The sequence below is a fragment of the Pseudarthrobacter chlorophenolicus genome, assembly GCF_000962805.1.
GTDB lineage: Bacteria > Actinomycetota > Actinomycetes > Actinomycetales > Micrococcaceae > Arthrobacter > Arthrobacter chlorophenolicus_A.
Genome location: NZ_JZTW01000004.1, coordinates 91285 through 112075 on the forward strand (window position 1 = coordinate 91285; position 20791 = coordinate 112075).

19 protein-coding genes are annotated in these 20791 nt (G+C 68.4%); 6 read left to right on the forward strand and 13 right to left on the reverse strand.

Features of this window, described 5'->3' with window-relative positions:
• Positions 1-6 precede the first annotated feature (6 nt).
• Together UC32_RS06110 and UC32_RS06115 are read left to right on the forward strand one after the other, a co-directional pair.
• Positions 7-984, forward strand: a complete 978-nt coding sequence (locus UC32_RS06110; protein WP_045730371.1) for an aldo/keto reductase — start codon at positions 7-9, stop codon at positions 982-984.
• Positions 985-1040: 56 nt separating this feature from the next.
• Complete coding sequence (locus tag UC32_RS06115; RefSeq protein ID WP_045730372.1) at positions 1041-2066, forward strand: nucleoside hydrolase; 1026 nt, start codon at positions 1041-1043, stop codon at positions 2064-2066.
• A 15-nt stretch (positions 2067-2081) separates the two neighbouring features.
• Here UC32_RS06115 and UC32_RS06120 read toward each other — a convergent pair whose 3' ends face one another.
• The gene (locus UC32_RS06120) at positions 2082-3506 is read right to left on the reverse strand and encodes a mycothione reductase (protein WP_045730373.1); all 1425 of its coding nucleotides are present in this window, start codon (positions 3504-3506) and stop codon (positions 2082-2084) included.
• A gap of 242 nt (positions 3507-3748) precedes the next feature.
• Between UC32_RS06120 and UC32_RS06125 the strand changes: the two genes are divergently transcribed.
• Genes UC32_RS06125 through UC32_RS06135 form a run of 3 tightly spaced genes read left to right on the forward strand, consistent with a single transcriptional unit; the run spans position 3749 to position 7019 of the window.
• On the forward strand, positions 3749-4591 hold the full coding sequence (locus UC32_RS06125) for a hypothetical protein (protein WP_045730374.1): 843 nt from the start codon (positions 3749-3751) through the stop codon (positions 4589-4591).
• Between the two features lie 11 nt (positions 4592-4602).
• Positions 4603-5340, forward strand: a complete 738-nt coding sequence (locus UC32_RS06130) for an energy-coupling factor transporter transmembrane component T (RefSeq protein WP_045730375.1) — start codon at positions 4603-4605, stop codon at positions 5338-5340.
• Between the two features lie 8 nt (positions 5341-5348).
• Positions 5349-7019, forward strand: a complete 1671-nt coding sequence (locus UC32_RS06135; RefSeq protein ID WP_045730376.1) for an ABC transporter ATP-binding protein — start codon at positions 5349-5351, stop codon at positions 7017-7019.
• Between the two features lie 22 nt (positions 7020-7041).
• Here UC32_RS06135 and UC32_RS06140 read toward each other — a convergent pair whose 3' ends face one another.
• The 9 genes from UC32_RS06140 to UC32_RS06180 form a co-directional block, all read right to left on the reverse strand.
• Positions 7042-9219: a 3-hydroxyacyl-CoA dehydrogenase NAD-binding domain-containing protein gene (locus UC32_RS06140; protein ID WP_045730377.1), complete on the reverse strand. Its 2178-nt coding sequence runs from the start codon at positions 9217-9219 to the stop codon at positions 7042-7044.
• Positions 9216-10511 carry a thiolase family protein gene (locus UC32_RS06145; RefSeq protein WP_045730378.1) on the reverse strand — a complete coding sequence of 432 codons (1296 nt, stop codon included), beginning with the start codon at positions 10509-10511 and terminating at the stop codon, positions 9216-9218. Before UC32_RS06145 ends, UC32_RS06140 begins: the two co-directional genes overlap by 4 nt.
• A gap of 127 nt (positions 10512-10638) precedes the next feature.
• Entirely contained in the window at positions 10639-11970 is a 1332-nt protein-coding gene (locus UC32_RS06150; protein WP_045730379.1) for an HRDC domain-containing protein, read from the reverse strand.
• 70 nt (positions 11971-12040) lie between these two features.
• Positions 12041-12691, reverse strand: coding sequence for a DUF3000 domain-containing protein (locus UC32_RS06155; protein WP_045730380.1), 651 nt, complete (start codon positions 12689-12691; stop codon positions 12041-12043).
• Between the two features lie 55 nt (positions 12692-12746).
• Entirely contained in the window at positions 12747-13844 is a 1098-nt protein-coding gene (locus tag UC32_RS06160; protein ID WP_045730481.1) for a threonine aldolase family protein, read from the reverse strand.
• A 74-nt stretch (positions 13845-13918) separates the two neighbouring features.
• Positions 13919-14653, reverse strand: coding sequence for an SDR family oxidoreductase (locus UC32_RS06165; RefSeq protein WP_045730381.1), 735 nt, complete (start codon positions 14651-14653; stop codon positions 13919-13921).
• On the reverse strand, positions 14650-16014 hold the full coding sequence (locus UC32_RS06170; RefSeq protein ID WP_045730382.1) for a DUF6421 family protein: 1365 nt from the start codon (positions 16012-16014) through the stop codon (positions 14650-14652). Before UC32_RS06170 ends, UC32_RS06165 begins: the two co-directional genes overlap by 4 nt.
• A 245-nt stretch (positions 16015-16259) precedes the next feature.
• Positions 16260-16796 carry a peptide-methionine (R)-S-oxide reductase MsrB gene (msrB, locus tag UC32_RS06175; RefSeq protein WP_045730383.1) on the reverse strand — a complete coding sequence of 179 codons (537 nt, stop codon included), beginning with the start codon at positions 16794-16796 and terminating at the stop codon, positions 16260-16262.
• A 14-nt stretch (positions 16797-16810) separates the two neighbouring features.
• Positions 16811-17302, reverse strand: a complete 492-nt coding sequence (locus UC32_RS06180) for a 3-phosphoshikimate 1-carboxyvinyltransferase (protein WP_045730384.1) — start codon at positions 17300-17302, stop codon at positions 16811-16813.
• A gap of 137 nt (positions 17303-17439) precedes the next feature.
• Between UC32_RS06180 and UC32_RS06185 the strand changes: the two genes are divergently transcribed.
• Positions 17440-18717, forward strand: a complete 1278-nt coding sequence (locus tag UC32_RS06185; RefSeq protein WP_045730385.1) for an alpha/beta hydrolase family protein — start codon at positions 17440-17442, stop codon at positions 18715-18717.
• A gap of 34 nt (positions 18718-18751) precedes the next feature.
• On the opposite strand, the gene ybaK is transcribed toward UC32_RS06185, so the two are convergent.
• From ybaK to UC32_RS06200, 3 genes are read right to left on the reverse strand one after another with little or no spacing between them, the layout of a single operon-like run.
• Complete coding sequence (gene ybaK / locus UC32_RS06190; RefSeq protein WP_045730386.1) at positions 18752-19246, reverse strand: Cys-tRNA(Pro) deacylase; 495 nt, start codon at positions 19244-19246, stop codon at positions 18752-18754.
• Between the two features lie 12 nt (positions 19247-19258).
• Positions 19259-19723: a SufE family protein gene (locus UC32_RS06195; RefSeq protein WP_045730482.1), complete on the reverse strand. Its 465-nt coding sequence runs from the start codon at positions 19721-19723 to the stop codon at positions 19259-19261.
• 27 nt (positions 19724-19750) lie between these two features.
• Complete coding sequence (locus tag UC32_RS06200) at positions 19751-20674, reverse strand: sulfurtransferase (RefSeq protein ID WP_045730387.1); 924 nt, start codon at positions 20672-20674, stop codon at positions 19751-19753.
• Positions 20675-20791: the final 117 nt, after the last annotated feature.

Below are 20791 nucleotides of genomic sequence, written 5' to 3' on the forward strand. Positions count from 1 at the left end.
GTCCCTGTGACAACGTACCGCCGCGTCGGAAAATCGGGCCTGACCGTCTCCACGGTAGGCCTCGGATGCAATAACCTCGGCCGCGCCAACACCGCCACCGAATCCCAGGAGGGCACCGACGCCGTCGTTTCCGCGGCCCTTGACGCCGGCATCACGCTGTTCGACGTGGCGGACAACTACGGCCGCGAGCCCGGACTCAGCGAGACCATGCTGGGCAAGGCGCTTGGTAGCCGGCGGCACGACGTCGTGGTGGCCACGAAGTTCGGAATGGATGCCCGGGGCATCAATGGCCCGGACTTCGGCGCGCGTGGTTCCCGCCGGTACATCATCCAGTCCGTCGAAGCATCCCTCCGCCGCCTCGGCACCGACTGGATCGACCTCTATCAGTTCCACACCCCGGATCCGCAGACTCCGATCGACGAGACCCTCTCGGCCCTGGACGACCTTGTCCGCAGCGGAAAGGTCCGGTACATCGGCCACTCCAACCGCGCCGGCTGGCAGATTGCCCAGGCCGAGTACGTGGCGCGCGAACTCGGCGGTGCCCGCTTCGTCTCCACCCAAAACCACTACAACCTCCTGGACCGCCGGGCTGAACAGGAGGTCACCCCTGCAGCCGAGGAATTCGGCCTGGGCGTCCTGCCGTACTTCCCCCTGGCCAACGGCCTGCTCACCGGCAAATACGCGCCCGGCCACGCGCCGGACGGCTCCCGGCTCAGCCACACCCGCACCAACATGGTGGACGACGCCGACTGGGACCAGTTGGGCAAGTTCAGCCTGTTCGCCAAGGAACGCGGCCTGGGTGAAGTTGAGGTCGCCTTCTCCTGGCTCGCCGCCCAGCCGTCCGTGGCCAGTGTTATCGCCGGTGCCACCAAACCGGAGCAGGTCAGGCAGAACGCGGCAGCGGCCCACTGGCAGCCCTCGGCGGACGACCTCGCGGAATTGGACACCATCTTCCCGGCCGTGCCCAAGGTAGCCCTCTTCTAGGCGGCCGGAAACCGGCACCAACCAACGGCCGCAGCTAAACCCAGACCACCGAACCCATGACCGCATTCCTCCTGGACGTCGACACCGGCATCGACGACGCCCTGGCCCTCGCCTACCTGGCCGCCCTCCCGGACACCGAATTCGTGTCCGTCACGGCAACCCCCGGAAACGTGGACGCGGACCAGGTGGCACGGAATACCCTGGCGCTGCTGGAACTGTGCGGACGACCCGGCGTGGAAGTGGCCATCGGAGCCCGGGCACCGCTGTCCGTCCCGTTGGTCACCACGCCGGAAACGCACGGGCCGCAGGGGATCGGCTACGCCGTCCTGCCCGAACCGGACGGGCAGGTCTCGGCGCGGAACGCCGTCGACCTCTGGATCGGGCATGCCCGCGCCCGGCCGGGCGAACTCACGGCGCTCATCACTGCGCCGCTGACCAACTTCGCCCTGGCCCTCCGCGAAGAGCCGGACCTGCCCGAGCTGCTGGCCGGCGTCGTGATCATGGGCGGAAGTTTCTATCACCAGGGAAACACCACGCCCACCGCCGAGTGGAACACCCACGTGGATCCGCACGCCGCCAAGGAGGTGTATGCCGCCTACCGCGCCAGGCCCGCCGGGAAGCTGCCGGTGGTTTGTTCCCTGGACACCACCGAGCGGATGGAGCTGCGGCCTGGCCATGTCCGGCAGCTCGCCGGGGCAGCCGGTGCCGCCGTTCCCGAACTGGTGCTTCCGGACCAACCTGAGGGCCGGCGCAGCACCTCTGACAACCGCGTCATCCGGCACCTCTCGGACGCGCTGCGGTTCTACTTCGAGTTCCATCGGCTGTACGACCAGGGCTACCTGGCCCACGTCCACGATTTCTTTGCCGCAGGGGTTGCCGCGGGCACCCTCGAATACAGCGCGCGGCCGGCAACCATCGACGTCGAGACGGACTCGCCGCTGCTGATGGGAACAACCGTGGCGGACTACCGGGGACTGTGGGGGAGCGCACCGAACGCCCGGATCGTTTCGGCCAACAACCCGGAGCAGGCGTTCCGGGAACTCATTAGGGCCGTCGGGAGCCTGGCAGCCCGGCTGGGCTGACGGCCGCCGGCACTCCTAGAGCGGGGCGTCCGCCGGTACGTCGGTGCCCAGGGCCAGCAAGGCGTTCTCCACCACCTCCATCAGCGCCGGGTGGATCCAGTACGGTCCGCGGGCCAGCTCGTGGACGGGTGTTCCCTGGTACATGGCCTGCACCAGCGGCTGGATCAGGTTGGACGCTTCGTGGCCCAGGATGTGGGCACCCAGCAGGCGTCCCGTTGAGCGCTCGGCGATGAGCTTGACCACCCCTTCCTGATCCTCCATGGCCCAGCCGTACGCTGTGCTGCCGTACTCCTGCAGGGCGGTGACAATATCGGATCCGGACGCAGCGCGGGACCGTGCATCCTCTTCCGTCAGTCCCACCGAAGCAATCTGCGGATTGGAGAATACGGCGGACGGGACGGCGGTGTAGTCGATGCTGCGGAGCCTGTCCGCGTGCTCAAGGTTGTGGGCCACCACGCGGGCTTCCCGGTTGGCCACGTGCTTGAGCTGGTACGGGTTGGCGGCGTCACCCAGTGCGTACACACCCGGCAGGGGCTCGCCTCCGGAGAGTATCCGGAGCTTGGAGTCCACGGCGAGTATCCCGTCGTCGCGCAGGTCAAAGCCCGCAGCCGCAGCGCCGAGCCTGTCAGTGTTGGGGACCCGGCCGGTGGCCATCAGCACGATGTCCGCCGGAACGCGCAGCTGCTCGCCGCCGGGCCCCGTGAAGACGGCTGTGACGCTGCCGTCGCCGTTGTCCTCCACGGACTGGAGCGCGTAACCGGTCCTGAGCGTCCAGCGTTCGGCGGCGGCGGCCGCGAATCGCTCCGCGATGTCTGCATCATGGCCGCGGAGCAGGCGCCCGGACCGGTTCACCTGCGTCACGTCGGAGCCGAGGCCCGCAAAAACGCCGGCGAACTCTGCGGCGATGTAGCCTCCGCCAACCACCACTACCCGCCGGGGCAGCCCGTCCACCCGCATCACCGTGTCCGAGGTGTGTACCTGGGGCAGGTCCATGCCCTCAACGTCCGGCACCACCGGCCGCGAACCCGCGGCAACCACTACCTGGTCCGCCGTGATCTCCACCCCGGAGTCCGTCCGCAAGGACCGCGGACCGGTGAAGCGCGCGTGCTCCGCGTACAGGTCAACGTTGTCCAGTTCGTCCGCCCGGTACCGGCGGCCCGACGCTGAGATGGCGTCAATCCGGCCGAAGATCCGGTCCCGGATCCCGTTCCAGTGCACCTTGTCCAGGCTCAGGTCCACGCCCAGCCGGTGCGCCTCCGCCGGCGCAGCGGCCAGCCCGGCCGGATAGACGAACATCTTGGTGGGGATGCAGCCAACGTTCAGGCACGTTCCGCCGAACACACCGCCGTCGATCAGGGCCACGCGCTTGCCGTCCCAGTACGGGGTGATCAGCGAGTTTCCTGATCCGGATCCAATGATGGCGAGTTCGTAGTGGGGCATGGGTCCGACTTTCAGTGGAGGACCCCTGCCAGGAGGTCCGGTGTTTTCGGGCGGACCGGCAGCCCAACTGCCGGTGCCCCTCCCGGCAGTCTAAGGGAGGACACCCGCCGGCCGGGTGTTGCACCGGTAGACTGGTCCCGTTTGCCGGTTCATTCCGGCGCCTGCCGCCGAGGTGACATAGGCGGCGTCCGCACGGCCCGGATTTTCCGTGCCGTCCGTGCCGCACCCCAAAGGAAACCTTCATGTCATCGCCCTCCCTGACGCTGCCGTCCCCGGCGCCCGCCGCTGCCCGCCGGCGCCGGCTCCTGGAAATCCTCGGTGCCCTGGCCATTGCCGGCACCTACGTCTACCTGGTCCTCAACCAGCCCGCGGACATCACCGGCGGCCCGGGCAGTGCGTCGGCGCTGATTGCCCTGTCCGGTTTCCTGGTGGGTGCCATCCTGCTGATCGTGGCCGTGCTGCCCGGCCTGCCGGCGTCTACCGTCGTGCTGATTCCGGTGGCCCTGGTCCTGAACATCGTGCTGGGCCAGTTCGTCGGCAGCACGCTGGTGCCGTTCTACCTGGACGCGATCGGTACTGTCCTGATCGCCGTCCTGGCCGGTCCCGCGGCCGGTGCGGCCACGGGGGCACTCAGCAGCATCGTCTGGTCCTTCTTCAATCCCACGGTCCTGCCCTTCGCCGCCGGCGCTGCCCTGATTGGCTGCCTGGCCGGCCTTGCTGCCCGGTACGGCCTGTTCCGCCGGTTCTACCTGGCACCCGTTGCCGGCTTCGCCACCGGCATCATCGGCGGCGTTGTCTCGGCACCCGTGGCCGCCTTCGTCTTTGGCGGCACCTCGGGCGTGGCAACCGGCGCCATCGTCAGCGCCTTCCGGTCCATGGGCGACACTCTGCTGGCTGCCATTACCAAGCAGGCGCTCATCTCCGACCCCATGGACAAGGCCATCGTCTTCACAGTTGTAGCCATCCTGGTGTACGCGCTGCCGCGCCGGACCTGGTACCACTTCCCGTTTGTCCGCCGGCACCACGTCCTCGCCGGTAAGGCTCCGGGACAGGCCGCAGGACAGGACTCCACGCCCGCGTCCTGAATCCCCTTCCCATGCGCGTCCACCCGCTCACCGGCCTCGCCGCTGCCGGCAGCACAGCCGTGATCACGACGGCGGCAGGCAGCTGGCCACTGTCCCTCGCCGTCGTTGCGGGTGCCTTGGCCGTGTCCACCGTTGGTGGCACGGCCCGGCGGCTCCTGCCCGCGGCTGCGGCGGTGCTGGTCCCGCTGAGCCTGTCCCTCCTGATGGTGCACGGGCTGGCGTATCCAGAAGGCCGCGCTGTCCTTGCCGAATGGGGCCCCGCCCGGGTCACAACGGAAGGACTGGGCTTCGCCCTGCAGCGGGGGGTGCAGGTGTGGGCCGCCGTCCTGGCGCTCCTGGCCTTCTCCTTCAGCGTCAGCGTCCCTGACCTGGTGGCTGCCCTGAATGCCAAGGGAGTCCGCGGACGCTTTGCCTTTGTGCTCGCCTCCACACTCACCCTCCTGCCCGCCATCGCGGCACAGGCCGCGCGCATCCGCACCGCACAGGAAGCCAGGGGGCTCGTGATTCGCAGGGGACTGGTCCACCGGGCGGCCGCGTTCCGCCTGCAGGCTGTACCGCTGGTCCTTGCCCTGGTGGAGGATGCCGGTACCCGCGCAGCCGCGCTGGAAGCACGCGGGTTCAGCAGCAGCGGGCCACGGACCAGCTACCGCACTGTTCCGGACTCCACCGCCCAGCGCCTCCTGCGCGCCGTGTTGCTGCTCGCTGCGGCTGCGGCCGTCGTCCTGCGCCTGTGGGCCGCGGCAGCGTGAGGTTAGGCATGCGCTTACCGTCCAGCCCGGTCCTGAAGGCCGGCATCCAGAGCTTCACGTTCCACGACGGCGGCGGACCGGTCCTGGAGAGGATAGGGGTCGCTGCCGCGCCCGGCACCCTGACCGCGGTACTGGGAGCGTCCGGCAGCGGAAAAACCACCCTTGGACGGTTGTTGGCAGGTTGGCTGACGCCGGGAGCCGGCGGGACCCTGCATGGCTACCTGGAGCTGGACGGCATCCGCCTTGACTTCGGAAGCGGACGGGCCGAGGGCGACGGAACCGCTCACCACCGGGGTGAACCGCGCATCGACCCCGCGGCGTGGGGCCGGCGCGTGGGCTTCGTCCCCCAGGACGCGGCAGCGGCCCTCTCAACGGTCCGGGCGACGGTGGCGGAGGAACTGGCCTTCGGGCTGGAGAACGCAGGAGTACCCCGCACGGCCATGGTTGCCGCGGTGGAACGCACGGCAAACCTCCTGGGGCTCACGGGACTGCTCGACAGGCATCCTGCCCGGCTCTCCGGCGGGCAGCTGCGGCGCCTGGCCGTTGGCTGCGCCGTCATCTCCGGGCCCGCCGTGCTGGTCATGGACGAGCCGTTCGCCTCGCTGGACGCGGCAGGGGCCAGGGAACTCGCGGCCCTGGTGCGGCACCTCGTGGCGTCGGGAACCGCCGTCGTAATCCTGAGCCAGGTCATCGACAGGCTCCTGCTGGCAGCGGACCAATGGCTGGTGCTCGATGCCGGGACCGTGGCGGCCGCCGGCGATCCCGCGGACCTAGGTCCGGATACCGGCCTCGTTCCTGCTGGCATCCGGTGGGTGGGCGAAGCAGCCCGGGCCGCCCAGCCAACTGCCCTGGCCATCCGGCAAACTGCCACAGCCGCCCGGGTAGCCTCCACAGGCAATACGGAAGTTCCGGCCACCACGGACACCGCTGCCGCTTCACGGGACAGCGGGGGAGCTGGCGCTGCGCTGGAGCTGCGTGACGTTTCCTTCAGCTACAGTTCGGACGGCAGCCGGACCCGCTACAAAGGCCGGTTGCTGGCCCGCAGCAGGAAGGCGGGTGCGGCACCCCGCCAACCCCTGGTCCTTGCGGGCATCAACCTGGCGGTACACCCTGGAGAGATTGTCGCCGTCACGGGGCCCAACGGAGCGGGCAAGTCGACCCTCCTGCGGCACCTGAACGGGCTGCTCCGGCCGGCAACCGGCTCCGTGCTGGTGGACGGCAGCGACATCGCCGGGCGTGCGGTGGGGGAGACCGCCGCCGGGGTGGGCCTGCTCTTCCAGCATCCCCGTGACCAGCTGTTCGAACGGACGCTCCTGCGCGAGGTCCGCTTCGGCCTGGACCGCATGGTTGGTCCCGCGCAGGCAGGCGAACGTGCTGCGGCCGCGCTGGCGGCGGTAGGACTCGAAGGTGCCGCCCACGGCCACCCGGCCGAGCTGTCAGCGTCCGGCCAGCGGCTCCTGGCACTGGCCACCGTCCTGGCCCGGAAACCCTCGATCATTGCCCTGGACGAGCCCACAGTGGCTCTGGACGGCGACGGCCTGGCCGTGCTGGACGCAGCGGTCCGCTCCGCGGCCGCGGAAGGGGCCGCCGTCGTGCTGGTCACCCACGACCTGGACTATGCACAGACGGCGGCCCACCGCCTGGTGGCGTTCGACGGCGGCCGGCTCACGGACTGCTGACCGGCCGCCGTCTGCGGCAGACTTAGTTGGAACCGGGACCCGGCGCCACGCCAGAAGCCACGCCCGGCGGGAGGAACCGCTTGCCGTTGACCCGCTCCGAGGCGCCCACCCGGTCGAGGTACGGCGTGATGCCGCCCAGGAACATGGGCCACCCGGCGCCCAGGATCATGCAGAGGTCGATGTCCTCCGGTCCTGCCACCACACCTTCGTCCAGCATGAGGCCGATTTCTTCTGCCAAGGCGTCCTGCGTGCGCCGCAGCACCTGATCGGCAGCGGAGGGGCTCGTGCCAAAGGACATCAGCGACAGGGTGGCGTCCGGGATGGCCACCGAACCGTCCGGCCCGGTTTCCCAGAGGCCCTTCACGCCGTTGTCGATCAGCTTGTGGAGGTTGGCGGAGACCGGGAACCGGTCGCCGAAAGCAGCGTTCAGCGATTCCTGGACATGCTGGGCCACGGGCAGGCCCACCATGGCCAGCAGCGTGAAGGGGGACATCGGCAGGCCCATCGGCTTCAGGGCGCTGTCCGCGACGTCGGCCGGGGTGCCCTCATCGAAGGCGGCCGTCACCTCGCCCATCAGGCGCAGCAGGATTCGGTTGACCACGAAGGCGGCAGCGTCCTTGACCAGCACGCCGGTCTTCTTCAGGGCCTTTGCGAGTTCGAAGGCGGTGGCCAAGACGGCGTCGTCGGTCCGCGGGGCGCGCACGATCTCCAGCAGCGGCATCACGGCCACCGGGTTGAAGAAGTGGAAACCCACCAGCCGTTCAGGGTGCTGCAGGTCCTCGGCCATGGCCGTCACCGAGAGCGAGGACGTGTTGGTGGCCAGGATGCAGTCTGCCGAAACGACAGCCTCCAGTTCGGCGAACACCTGCTTCTTGACGCCGAGTTCCTCGAAGACCGCTTCGATCACGAAGTCAGCGTCGGCGAAGGCGTCCTTGGACACCGAACCGGACACCAGGGCTTTGGTGCGGTTGGCGGCGTCCGCGCTGATCCGCTTCTTCGCCAGCAGTTTGTCCACCTCGCCGTGGACGTAGTTGACGCCCTTGTCCACCCTGGCCTGGTCAATGTCGGTCAGCACCACCGGCACCTTGAGCTGGCGGGCAAACAACAGGGCCAGTTGGCCCGCCATCAGGCCCGCTCCCACCACACCGACCTTGGTGACTGGGCGGGCAAGTTTGCGGTCGGGTGCGCCGGCAGGACGTTTGGACCGCTTCTGGACGAGGTCCAGGAAGGCGTACACGGTGGCCCGGAACTCGTCCGTCTGCATCAGCCCGGCCAGTGTTTCGCATTCCAGCGCCGCCGATTCGGACTGGCTCATGGTGCGGTTGGCTTCCATCAGGTCCAGCACCTTGCCCGGGGCAGGCGCCGCGTTGGAGGTTTTGGACTCCACGAAGTTCCGGCCAGCCGCCACCGCGGCCGCCCAGCGTTCCGCGACGTCCGGGTGGGAGGCGTCGACGGCGTTGGCGCGTTCCGGGACCAGCTCGCCGGAGATGACTTTCGCGGCCCACGACACGGACTGCTCCAGGAAGTCTGCGGGTTCGAACAGGGCATCCGCGACGCCAAGGTCGAAGGCCTGCGGCCCGCTGAGGGTCCGGTTGTTGCTGAGCGGGTTCTCGATCATCACCTTGACGGCGTTCTCCGGCCCTATCAGGCGGGGGAGCAGGTAGACGCCGCCCCAGCCCGGGACCAGCCCCAGGAGGGCTTCGGGAAGGGCCAGGGCGCCGGCGCCGGCGGACACGGTGCGGTAGGTGGACTGCAGTGCGATTTCCAGTCCGCCGCCCAGGGCGGTGCCGTTAATGAAAGCGAAGCTGGGTACGCCCAGGTTGGCCAGCGTTGCATATACATCGTGGCCCAGTTGGGCCATGTGGAGGCCGTGCTCGCGCTCTTCGAGAGATTTCACGGCAGAGAGGTCGGCTCCGGCCACGAGGTAGTACGGCTTACCGGTAACCCCGACGCCGGCGATCTCACCGCGGGCGGCGCGGTCCCGCAAGCCTTCCAGCACCATGCCCAGTTCCACGAGCGTATTGGGACCCAGTGTGGTGGGTTTGCTGTGGTCCAGTCCGTTGTCGAGCGTGACCAGGGCAAATGTTCCGGGGCTTGCCTTGCCGGGGGCGGCGGGAAGCGGAATATCCTGCACGTAGGAATGGGTGACTGTTTCATTGGGGAACAGGCTGGCGAAGTCGGTGAAATCTGCGGCGCTCATGCTGTGGCTCCTTCGGTCTGGACTGCTGCCGGGGCGGTGGTTGCTGTTCCCGTGGTGCCGGTGCCGCCACTGTAGTCGGCGTGGTGCGGGTTTTCCCAGATAACGGTTCCGCCCATGCCGAGACCCACGCACATGGCGGTGATGCCGTAGCGCACTGACGGATCCTCTTCGAACTGGCGCGCCAGCTGGGTCATCAGCCGGACGCCGGAGGAGGCGAGAGGGTGGCCCACGGCAATCGCGCCGCCATAGCGGTTAACGCGGGGGTCGTCGTCGGGAATGCCGAAGTGGTCCAGGAAGCTCAGGACCTGGACGGCGAACGCCTCGTTGATCTCGAAGAGGCCGATGTCGCCGATGGTAAGGCCGGCGTTCTGCAGCGCCTTCTCGGTGGCCGGGACCGGGCCGATGCCCATGACGTCCGGCTCCACGCCGGCATAGGCGTAGCTGACCAGCCGCATCTTCACCGGGAGGCCAAGCTCAGCCGCAGCTTCCCCCGAGGCCAGGACGGCGGCGGTGGCACCGTCATTGAGGCCCGCGGAGTTGCCGGCGGTAACCCGGCCGTGCGCGCGGAAAGGAGTGCGGAGTCCGGCGAGGTCGGTGACTGTGGTCCCGGGACGCGGCGGTTCGTCCACGCTGTGCACGGTCCAGCCCTGGCCCGGTTTGCGGCCGGCCACCGGTACCAGGTCGGGCTGGATCCGGCCCTCGCGGTAGGCTGCGGCCAGCTTGTCCTGGGATGCGACGGCGTAGGCGTCGCTGCGCTCCTTGGTGATGGCGGGAAAGCGGTCATGCAGGTTCTCGGCGGTGTTGCCCATGTTCAGGGCGGCGGGGTCCACCAGCCGTTCGGACATGAACCGGGGGTTCGGGTCGGCGCCGGAGCCCATGGGGTGGTTGCCCATGTGCTCCACTCCGCCGGCGATGACGACGTCGTACGCGCCGAAGCCGATGCCGCCGGCCGTTGACGTTACGGCGGTCATGGCACCGGCGCACATGCGGTCCACGGCAAAGCCCGGAACGGTGCGTGGCAGTCCGGCCAGCAGCGCAGCGGTCCTGCCCAGGGTGAGGCCCTGGTCGCCGGTCTGGGTGGTGGCGGCAATGGCCACCTCATCCACCCGCCCGGGCGGCAGCGAGGGGTTCCGGCGCAGCAGCTCGCGAATGCATTTAACGATCAGGTCGTCGGCGCGGGTACCGGCATGGATCCCCTTCTCGCCGGCCCGGCCGAAGGGCGTGCGGAGGCCGTCAACAAAGACGACGTCGCGGACAGTGCGCCGGGAGGCGCCGCTTCCGGTGTGGCTCACGTATAACTCCTCATCGAGACGTAGGCGCCGCGCACATGCCGAAGGACGGCAGGGTGTGCGGCATTACGTCCGATGTTACTCGTGAGTAACTTAGGCTGCAAGGCCGGCGTAATAGGGCGTCGGAAGGCTAGCTGCCCGCGGTGACAGCGGCTTTCGGCTCCTTGGGCGGAAGCGGCTGCGGGTCCAGGAAGGCGCGGGTGATGAGTGGGGCCGTGAGCTCCACCTGCCATTCGCGGGCACCGAGTCCGCGCAGCTCCGAGGCCACCGAGTCTTCGCTGATCGCCGCCGGCGGGCGCCAGGCAACCCGGCGCAGGAAGTCCGGCGTCAGCAGGTTTTCCACCGGGAGGTTCAGCTGGTCGGCGCGTTCCTGCAGCAGCGGCCTGGCGGTGGCGAGCCTCGCGGCAGCCTCGGGGTCGCGTTCCGCCCAGACCCTGGGCGGGGGCGGGGCGTTGGTGGCCAGGTGCAGCGGCGGAAGATCGTCCAGGTCCTGGGCTGCGGCAATGCAACGGAGCCACCGGGGAGCTTCACGCTGGGCCGCCCTGCCATGGAAGCCCTTGGTCCCCAGGAGCTGGGGAACGGTGGCAGGCATGGCCTTGGCGGCGGACACCAATGCCGAGTCCGGGATGAGCCGGCCCGGTGCGACGTCGCGCTTGCGGGCCAAAGAGTCGCGTTCCAGCCACAGTTCCCTGACGGCGGCCAGTTGGCGCCGGTCCCGGATCTGGTGCAGGCCGGAGGTCTTCCGCCACGGGTCCAGCCGCGGCGGAGCAATGCCCGCTGCCAGGATCGCGGCAAACTCCTGTTCGGCATACTCCAGCTTGCCGTCGGCCTGGAGCAGTTCCACCAGCTCTTCACGCAGCTCACTGAGGACCTCGACGTCCAGTGCTGCATAGCGCAGCCACGGTTCCGGGAGGGGCCGGGTGGACCAGTCGGCGGCGGAGTGCTCCTTGGCCAGGCCGAAACCGAGAAGCTGTTCGATGACGGCCGCAAGGCCCACGCGGGGAAGCCCTGCCAGCCGGGCAGCGAGTTCGGTGTCGAAGAGCTTGTCCGGCCACATGCCCAGCTCCGACAGGCACGGAAGGTCCTGGGTTGCGGCGTGCAGGATCCACTCGACGCCGCGGAGCGCATCGTTAATGATGGCGAGGTCGTCAAAAGGCTCGGGATCGATCAGCCATGTGCCGGCGCCTTCGCGGCGGATCTGGACGAGGAAGGCGCGCTGGCCGTAGCGGAATCCTGAGGCCCGCTCTGCATCCACTCCTGCCGGTCCGGTTCCTGCGGCGATGGCGGCTGCGCAGCGTTCGAGTCCGGCCTGGGTCTCGATGACCAGGGGGACGCCCTCACGGGGTGCGTCGAGTTCGATGATTTCGGGGATGGGGCTGTCGAAGCCCTCCACGGTGATATGGGGTGCGGTATCAGCAGCCGGAGCGCCGGCCGTGGTGTTTTCCGGGTTGTTAGGGGTCATGATGCCCCCAGTTTACCGGTCCGGCGCGCCGGCGGTCCGCTGGCCGGATGCCGGCAGGGCTGGGCGGGCGTCAGTTCCGGCGCCGCTGCGGGAGGGGCGTGACGCCGTCGGGCAGGGGCGGGAGGCCTGCGAAGGTGCACACCATGTCGGACCACGCTTCGAGGTGTGCGGTGACGTCCGGCGTTGCGGGGGTCCAGGATGCCCGCAGTTCAATGTCGATGGTCCCGGGCCGTTCGGAGAGGGTTCCGAAGCTTTCGGACAGGACCCGGGTGGCGGTACCGCCCGCGGCCCGGTAGGGCGCATTGTGGTTTTCCAGGGCCTCCACCAGCCAGGTCCAGGCCACCGTTCCGAGCATCTCGTCGTTGCCCATATCCGGTTCAAGCTCCGCACGGATATAGGTGACGATCCTGAACTCCCCGTCCCACACGTCCGAGCCTTCGGGATCGTGCAGCAGGATGAAGCGCCCGGTGGCGAGCTCCGTGTCGCTGTCTTCCCCGGTCCCGGCGGCCGCCAGGGCCATTGCCGCCGGTCCATGCAGGGGAGGCGCCGCGGTTCCGGCGCCCTGGGCCAGGACTTCCGCGCCCAGGGCGACGGCGAAGGGTGCCAGGCGGGCCGGCGCGGGGATTTCCGCGAGGTGGAGTTCCTTGCGGCACCGGGCTTTCCTGAGGGTTCCCAAGGCGTGGAGGAAATCCGGGGGAACCTGGTCAAGTGCGTTCACCATGGCAGATTACGCAACCCTTCAGGGCTGTCCGGGGAGGCTCGCCGTCGCGTGCGCCTCAGCCGGCCTGCCCGCCGTCGTAGTCCCGCAGTTCGTGGCGGATGGCGGCGATGAACGCATCCACGTCCTCTTCGGTGGTGTCGAAGGAACACATCCAGCGCACTTCCCTGGCGGCTTCGTCCCAGTCGTAGAACCGGAAGGATGCCCGGAGCCGGTCCGCCACTCCTTCGGGCAGCACGGCGAAGACTCCGTTGGACTCCGTCTTCTGGGTGGGGCGCACGCCGTCGATGGAGTCCACCGCGGCGCGGAGCCTGGAAGCCATCGCGTTGGCATGGGAGGCCGAGCGCAGCCACAGGCCGCCTTCGAGGAGGGCGATGAACTGGGCGGACATGAAGCGCATTTTGGATGCCAGCTGCATGTTCATCTTGCGCAGGTACACCAGGCCGTGGGCGGCTTCGGGGTTCAGCGCCACCACCACCTCGCCGAACAGTAGGCCGTTCTTGGTACCGCCGAAGGAGAGGATGTCGACGCCGGCGTCCCGGGTGAAGGCCCGCAGCGGCACCTGCAGGTGGGCTGCGGCGTTCGCCAGCCTGGCACCGTCCATGTGCAGTTTCATGCCCTTCGCATGGACATGGTCAGCGATGGCACGGACTTCATCGGGCGTGTAGCAGGTGCCCAGTTCGGTGGTCTGGGTTATGGAGACGGCCAGCGGCTGGGCGCGGTGCTCGTCGCCCCATCCCCACGCCTCCCTGTCGATCAGCTCCGGAGTCAGCTTTCCGTCCGGCGTGGGGACCTGCAGCAGCTTGATGCCGCCGATCCGCTCCGGGGCGCCGTTCTCGTCCATGTTGATGTGGGCGGTCGAGGCGCACACCACGGCTCCCCAGCGCGGCAGCAGTGACTGCAGCGAGAGGACGTTCGCCCCGGTTCCGTTGAACACGGGGAAGCATTCGATGCCGGGCCCGAAGTGCTCCTCCATGACCTCGTGCAGCCGGGAGGTGTAATCGTCCTCGCCGTAGGACACCTGGTGGCCTTCGTTGGCTGCGGCAAGCGCCGCAAGGATTTCCGGATGGACGCCGGAATAGTTGTCCGAGGCGAAGCCCCGCACATTGGGGTCGTGCAACCGAAGGGCCGCGCCGGTCTCTGCTGTGGTTGTCATGCCTTTGCTCACATTCCCAGTCTATGTATGGCTTGCGGTGGAGGGGTGCCCCTGCACGGCGGGGTCCTGAAGGGTCACGGAGCCAGCCGGACCCGGGTACCGTTCAGATCGGCCGCCGGGACGTCGAACAGCCCCACCACCGCTTCCGCGAGTTCGGCCACGTCCGTGGCTCCCGGGAAAGTCCGCTCCGGGTGGCTGCGGCGCAGCCCGTCGTCCATAAGGGCTTTCACCACGAGGACGACGGCGGCCGCCTGCCCGCCGCTGCCGGCTGCGGACGCGCGGCGGAAACCGTCCGCTACGGCGAGGGTCCACGCTTCGGCGGCAGCCTTGGCGGCAACATAGCTGGCCACTCCGGCCGCCGGGCTTTCCACGGCGGTGGAGGAAACCATGGCGAACCTGCCGTGCGGGGAGGCGGCGATGTCGTCAAAAAATACCCGGGTGATGTTGCGCAGCGTCGTGACGGCACCCCGCTCGAGGAAATCCCAGTCCTCGTCGGACTGGTCGGGGATGCCCTGCGCTCCCCGCCATCCGCCCACCAGATGGATGACGGCGTCGACGGTACCGGCCTGGCGCGCGACGTCGTCGCGGAGCTGCCTGACGCCGTCGAGTTCGGCGAGGTCGCACACGCGGGGCGTGACGCCGTCGCCCGCCTGCTGTGCTGCTGACTCGATCCGCTGCTGGTCGGAACCCACCGTAATGACCCGGTGCCCGGCCGCGCGGAGGGCGCCGGCGACGGCGACGCCGGAGGCTCCGCTCCCACCCGTGACCAGGACGGTGAGCGCCGGAAGTGTCCCGGAGGTTCCGCTCACAGTGCCGAGCTGCCGGTGATGCCTGCGGTGGACTCGATGACTGGGCGCATTTTCTTCTCCAAGGCCTCGTAGAACATGGACAGCGGGAATTCGTCGTCCAGCACCTGGTCCGTCAGTCCGCGCGGGGCGCCGGACAGAGGGAGGGCGTCCGGACCCTTTGCCCACACGGATGCGGGGTTGGGCGTAACCGTGCCCGAGATGAGCTCGTAGGCTGCCAGCCAGTGGGCGGTCTTGGGGCGGTCGATGGAGCGCCAGTAGAGATCGTCAATCCGGGCTCCAAGCGCCATGACGGCCTCCGGAATCCCGTCCCAGTCGATGGTGAGGCGGGTATCGGTCCAGTGCAGCACGTGCTGCTGGTGCAGCCAGGCGAACAGCAGCTGTCCGCCCAGGCCGTCGTAGTTGCGGACGCGGCTGCCGGTGATGGCGAAGCGGAAGATCCGGTCGAAGATCACGGCGTACTGCACCAGTTTGGCGTGCCGGCGGGCTTCTGGATCGGCGTCGTCGTCCTTCTCGATGCGCACGGATTCCCGGAAGGCTGTGAGGTCGCAGCGGAGTTCTTCCAGCGAGTACAGGAAGAAGGGCATGCGCTGCTTGATCATGAACGGATCAAAGGGCAGGTCGCCGCGCATGTGGGTGCGGTCGTGGATCAGGTCCCACATGACGAACGTGGCCTCGGTGAGCTCCTGGTCCGCGAGCAGCTCGGCTGCATCCGCGGGCAGTTCCAGGCGGGTGGTTTCGGCAGCGGCTTTGAGCACCCGCCGGAAGCGTGCGGCCTCGCGGTCCGCGAAGATGGCGCCCCAAGTGAAAGTGGGGGTGGTGCTGACAGCCACTGTCTCGGGGAAAAGGACTGCCGAGTTGGTGTCGTAGCCCGCGGTGAAGTCCACGAACCGGATGGGAACAAACAGTTTATTGGTGTAGTCGCCTGACTCCAGGCCGGCGATGAACTCGGGCCAGATGACCTCGATCAGGACGGCCTCCACCAGCCTGCTGCTGCTGCCGTTCTGGGTGTACATGGGGAAGACCACCAGGTGCTGGAGGCCGTCCTGCCGCTGTTCCTGGGGCTGGAAGGACAACAGTGAGGAGAGGAAATCCGGAACAGCGAATCCGCCGGCAACCCAGGCCGCGAAGTCTGCGCAGACGGCGTCCAGGTAGGCGGCGTCATGGGGGAAGGCGGGGGCCAAAGCCCGGACGGCGTCCACGATGCTGTCAACGTGCTGGGCTGCCGTGGCGTGGCTGGCTCCATCCGGCACGGAGCCGTCCGGAGCCTGCAGGCCCTGGAGGGCCGACGCTGCGGTACGGAGGCGGATCCAGTCCTGGTTATCCGAGGAGATCCGGGGGACGGCGGTGAGGGTTTCAGTCATCGTCGCTGCCTTTCTGGGCGTTGCTTGCTTCTCTCTTTGGAGCGTAGCAAGCAACAAGCAGAACTAATCTGAAAAGCGTTTGAGGCTAAGAAAGACTGTTTCTTACTTCGGTGGCCAGCCTGTTGAGCGCGTCCGGTGCTGGGGGATGGCCGGTGCCGGACCCGCCCAGTCACCGGATGTGGTGTACCGGCGGGCGGGCCCGGTATAGCCTGCCGTTGCGCCCGCCGCCGGAGCTGGCTGCTGGATCAGCCTGCCGTTGTGGCGTCCGCCGCCTCTGCCCCGTCCTTCGGGACGAGCCGCAGCGAGACGGAGTTGATGCAGTAGCGCTGGTCCGTGGGAGTGCCGTAGCCCTCGCCGTCGAACACGTGGCCCAGGTGTGAATCGCAGGTGCCGCAGCGGACCTCCACGCGGTCCATGCCCATGGTCCGGTCGTGGATGTAGCGGACCGTCCCCTCGGCCAGCGGGGCCCAGAACGATGGCCAGCCGCAGTGCGAATCGAACTTCTCGTTGCTGGTGAACAGCTCGGTACCGCAGGCCCGGCACTGGTATACGCCGGCTGTGTGGGTGTCCCAGTACTCGCCGGTGTAGGGGCGCTCGGTCCCGGCCTGCCGGAGGACGCGGTACTCCTCCGGAGTGAGTTCCTCCCGCCACTGGGCATCTGGCTTGTTGACGGTGGGCTGCTCCGATTGCCCCTCAGCGCCGGCGTTGCGGCCCTCCGCGGCCGGGTCTGCCACCGCGTGGGTGGCCTTGTTTCCGAAAATGTTGTTTCCGAAGATACTCATGTAGTGGTCAACGCCTAGGAGTCGCCGATAAATCCCGATCCTGCATACAGGTGCAGAACGGGGATACCGAGCTGGTCCTGGGCCTTGTTCGCCCAGTCGGTGTGGAAGGTATCGGCCACCGCATGCGGCCGCGTGATGACCACTGCCTGAGTGGCTCCGGTATCCCGGACCTTGGCCACCAGTCCGTTAACCGCACCGCCGTTCACCACCTCGCCGTCGACTCCGGCCCCCAGCCCTTCCAGGGCGGCAAGCGAGGCTGCCAGGGTCTCCGTGGCGTGGGCGCGTTCCTCGGCGGGGTCCGGTGCGCGGGAAGTCAGTTCACGGAAGGCCGCGGCAATTTCCAGAAGGGAGAGGTGTTCGAGGAAATCCACCAGCAGGTGCCGTTCGGTATTGGCCGGCACAAGGACCAGCAGCCGGGAGTCTGCTCCGTCCACCAGCCGTTCGATGTTCAGGCGGTCGTCCGCCCCCAATGGCTCTTCGGTCAGGATGACGATGGGTTCACTCATGGCCTTAGCCTAGCCCTGTGCGTGGGGCGCCGCACTCACCTGTACGCGGGCCTGTCACGGTGTGCGGGCACCGGTCCGCACAGGACCCGCCCGGCCCGGAATGCGGTGATCCTTCCGCTGACGGTAAGAATAGAAGCATGGCTTCTTATCTGCGGACGCGCCCGGAGCACACTGCCCAGACCCCGGAAACAGGGGGCATGTCGCTGCGGACCCGATGGGCCATCGCCGGTGCCATCGCGGGCAGTTCCCTGACCGGGCTCCTGGCAGCTGGTTCGTCGGCGCTCGCCGTGTATTTCGCCCGCCGCGTCATTACGCCGGCACGGCAGCGGACGTCGGACCAGGAGGTCCTTGCGGTCATCCGCGACGGGCAAAACCAGCAGGTGATCCTGGCCGCCACGGACGACACCACGGTGGACGGCCGGTACGGATTCTATTTCGACGGCGGCAAGGGGCACGCCAGGATCGGCCGCATCATCTCCTATTCGCCGGCGGAGCGGACGGTACTGCGCGAAGTCGAAGCGGTCTACGCCGGAGACCTCTCTGCCGCCCGCTGGGGCTGGTGGAGCGGCGCCCTTTACCCGGACCCCGCCGCCGTCGGCTATTCAGCCGAGGAAGTGGCCATTCCCGTGGAACGGGGCGAGGCGCCTGCCTGGCTGGTCCGCGCCGGGGGGACGGCGCGGACGTGGGCGCTCATGGTCCATGGCCGCGGTGCCAGCCGGCAGGAGGCGCTGCGGGCGGTGGGTCCGGCGCTGGAGCTGGGGCTCACCAGCCTGCTGCTGTCCTACCGCAATGACGGCCTGGCGCCGTCGGCGGATGACGGGCGGTACGGCCTTGGCTCCACGGAATGGCAGGACATTGAGGCAGCCATCGGGTATGCACTGGACAACGGCGCCGAGGAAGTTGTGCTTTTCGGTTGGTCCATGGGCGGCGCCATCTGCCTGCAGGCAGCGGACCTGTCCCGCTACCGCCACCTGATCCGGGCCATGGTCCTGGACGCGCCGGTGATCGACTGGGTCAACGTCCTGGCCCATCATGCGCAGCTGAACCGGATTCCCTCGGTGGTGGGCCGGTACGGGCAGCTCATGCTGGGGCATCCGCTGGGACGCAGGCTGACGGGCTTGTCCGCGCCTGTGGACCTCAAAGCCATGGACTGGGTCTCACGCGCTGTTGAGCTCCGGACCCCCACACTGATCCTGCACAGCGTTGATGATGAATACGTGCCCTATAAGCCGTCCGCGCTGCTGGCCGAGCGGAACCCTGAAATGGTGACCTTCGAGGCCTTCAACCACGCGCGGCACACGAAGGAATGGAACGTGGACCCGGAGCGCTGGGAGCGGCTGGTGAAGGCGTGGCTGCGGCAGCAGCTCGCCCCGCGCCTCAACCCGGGTGCCCGGCCGGGGGAGCAGTCCGGCTAATCAGACTGGCTGGTTGGCCTGTCTGATCAGCCAGCTACGCGTTGCTGCCGATCAGCGCGGTGACTGCGTCGGTCAGCCGGACCAGGTCCAGCGGTGCCAGTTCGATGTCCAGGCCGCGCCGGCCGCCGGACACCAGCATGGTGTCCAGCTCCAGGGCAGAGGCATCGAGCACTGTGGGGGAGGGGAGCCGTTGGCCCAGCGGTGAGATGCCGCCCAGCACGTAGCCTGTGCGGCGCTGCGCGGCGGCCGGATCTGCCATGGCGGCTTTCTTTGCCCCCATCGCCGCAGCGAAGGCTTTCAGGTCCAGGGTGCCGCTGACGGGGACGATGCCAACGGCCAGCCTGCCTTCAACCTCCACCATCAGGGTCTTGAAGACCCGTGCCGGATCGATTCCCAGGACTGCGGCTGCTTCCGCCCCGTAGCTGGCTGCGGCCGGATCATGGGAATAGGGGTGCAGCACGAAGGGAACCCCGGCGGCGGCGAGTGCCGCCGTGGCCGGGGTTCCCTGTGCTGCGCTCTTGCGTGCCACGCGTCTGTGCGGTCAGGCGCGGACGCCGGACGCTGCAGCTACCTTGCGCTTGATCCTGCCCAGCATCGCCGTCATGCCCCTCATCCGGAGAGGGGTGATGGCCCTGGTCAGGCCCAGCAGCTCGGGCATGTCATCCGGTACGGAAAGGATTTCCTCCGCCGAAAGCCCATCCAAGCCTTCGTGCAGCACTCCGGCGAAGCCACGCGTGGTGGGGGCTTCGGCGGGGGCCTTGAAGAAGAGTCGGAAGGCGGTGGCTGAACCGGTGCTGCCGTCCTTTTCCGTTTCGATGGTCAGGAACAGCGGCGACTGGCACTCCACTACCTGCTCCAGGAGCTCGGGGTGGTTGGTGAGCCGTTCGGGAAGTTCCGGAAGCCCCTCCGAGAATTCGAGCAGCAGCTGCAGCCGCTCGGGCTCTGACAGGGCCTGGAAGTCGTCCACAATCGCCGCGAGGGCGGAAGGCAAGGCTTGAGTAGTCATCATGGCCAGTTTACGCGGGAGCTTTCGTCAGACTCCAACGGCGACGGGAAAGGAGCCGCGCTCGGCGCCCTTGACGATGGGGACGCGGACGGCGTTGCCCCATTCGGTCCAGGAGCCGTCATAGTTACGGACGGACTCGAAGCCCAGCAGGAACTTCAGTGCAAACCAGGTGTGGCTGGATCGCTCGCCGATGCGGCAGTAGGCCACCACATCGTCGCCCGCCGTAAGGCCGGCTTCGCCGAGGTAGATGGCGTCCAGGTCTTCCCGGCTGCGGAACGTGCCGTTTTCGGCCGCTGCACGGGCCCACGGCACGGAGGCAGCAGTGGGGATGTGGCCGCCGCGCAGTGCGCCCTCTTCCGGGTAGGCCGGCATGTGGGTGCGCTGGCCGGTGTACTCCTCGGCGGAGCGGACGTCGATCAGGGGCTTGCCCAGGTGGGCCAGCACGTCGTCCTTGAAGGCGCGGATGGGGGCGTCGTCGCGCTCCACCACGGGGTAGTTCCCCGGGGCGGGCGCGGGCTTGTCCTTGGTCAGGTCCCGGCCTTCGGCGACCCATTTGTCCCGGCCGCCGTCGAGCAGGCGCACATCCTGGTGGCCGAACAGGGTGAAGACCCACAATGCGTAGGCGGCCCACCAGTTGGACTTGTCGCCGTAGATCACCACGGTGCTGTCCCGGGAGATGCCCTTCGAGGCGGCCAGTTCAGCGAAGGCTTCGCCGTCGACGTAGTCGCGGGTGACGTCGTCGTTCAGGTCGGTGTGCCAGTCGATCTTCACTGCGCCGGGGATGTGGCCGGTTTCGTACAGCAGCACGTCCTCGTCCGATTCGACGACAACCAGTTCACCGTTGGCAACGGCGCCGCTCTCCAGGGCGGCGGCAAGCCACTCGGTGGAAACCAGCCGCTCCGGGTGGGCGTAGGCGGCGAACTTTTCATTCTGTTCAACGGGGTAGGGCATGGTGTTGGCCTTTCATCGAGGACACGGGAGGGCCGCGCAGTGCGGTAAGCGGCTCCTGCATGGGGACCTTTCCCCACACTATCCAGCGGCAGATGCGTTGTCCGTATTCCGTTAACA

Excerpts from the sequence above, each read along its gene's own strand:
- UC32_RS06115 (WP_045730372.1), top strand. The coding sequence starts at position 1,041 with ATGACCGCATTCCTCCTGGACGTCGACACCGGCATCGACGACGCCCTG.
- UC32_RS06185 (WP_045730385.1), top strand. The coding sequence starts at position 17,440 with ATGGCTTCTTATCTGCGGACGCGCCCGGAGCACACTGCCCAGACCCCG.
- UC32_RS06200 (WP_045730387.1), bottom strand. The coding sequence starts at position 20,674 with ATGCCCTACCCCGTTGAACAGAATGAAAAGTTCGCCGCCTACGCCCAC.
- UC32_RS06180 (WP_045730384.1), bottom strand. The coding sequence starts at position 17,302 with ATGAGTGAACCCATCGTCATCCTGACCGAAGAGCCATTGGGGGCGGAC.
- UC32_RS06170 (WP_045730382.1), bottom strand. The coding sequence starts at position 16,014 with ATGACTGAAACCCTCACCGCCGTCCCCCGGATCTCCTCGGATAACCAG.
- UC32_RS06130 (WP_045730375.1), top strand. The coding sequence starts at position 4,603 with ATGCGCGTCCACCCGCTCACCGGCCTCGCCGCTGCCGGCAGCACAGCC.
- UC32_RS06125 (WP_045730374.1), top strand. The coding sequence starts at position 3,749 with ATGTCATCGCCCTCCCTGACGCTGCCGTCCCCGGCGCCCGCCGCTGCC.
- UC32_RS06160 (WP_045730481.1), bottom strand. The coding sequence starts at position 13,844 with ATGACAACCACAGCAGAGACCGGCGCGGCCCTTCGGTTGCACGACCCC.
- UC32_RS06120 (WP_045730373.1), bottom strand. The coding sequence starts at position 3,506 with ATGCCCCACTACGAACTCGCCATCATTGGATCCGGATCAGGAAACTCG.
- UC32_RS06195 (WP_045730482.1), bottom strand. The coding sequence starts at position 19,723 with ATGACTACTCAAGCCTTGCCTTCCGCCCTCGCGGCGATTGTGGACGAC.
- UC32_RS06140 (WP_045730377.1), bottom strand. The coding sequence starts at position 9,219 with ATGAGCGCCGCAGATTTCACCGACTTCGCCAGCCTGTTCCCCAATGAA.
- UC32_RS06150 (WP_045730379.1), bottom strand. The coding sequence starts at position 11,970 with ATGACCCCTAACAACCCGGAAAACACCACGGCCGGCGCTCCGGCTGCT.
- msrB (WP_045730383.1), bottom strand. The coding sequence starts at position 16,796 with ATGAGTATCTTCGGAAACAACATTTTCGGAAACAAGGCCACCCACGCG.
- UC32_RS06135 (WP_045730376.1), top strand. The coding sequence starts at position 5,349 with ATGCGCTTACCGTCCAGCCCGGTCCTGAAGGCCGGCATCCAGAGCTTC.
- UC32_RS06155 (WP_045730380.1), bottom strand. The coding sequence starts at position 12,691 with ATGGTGAACGCACTTGACCAGGTTCCCCCGGATTTCCTCCACGCCTTG.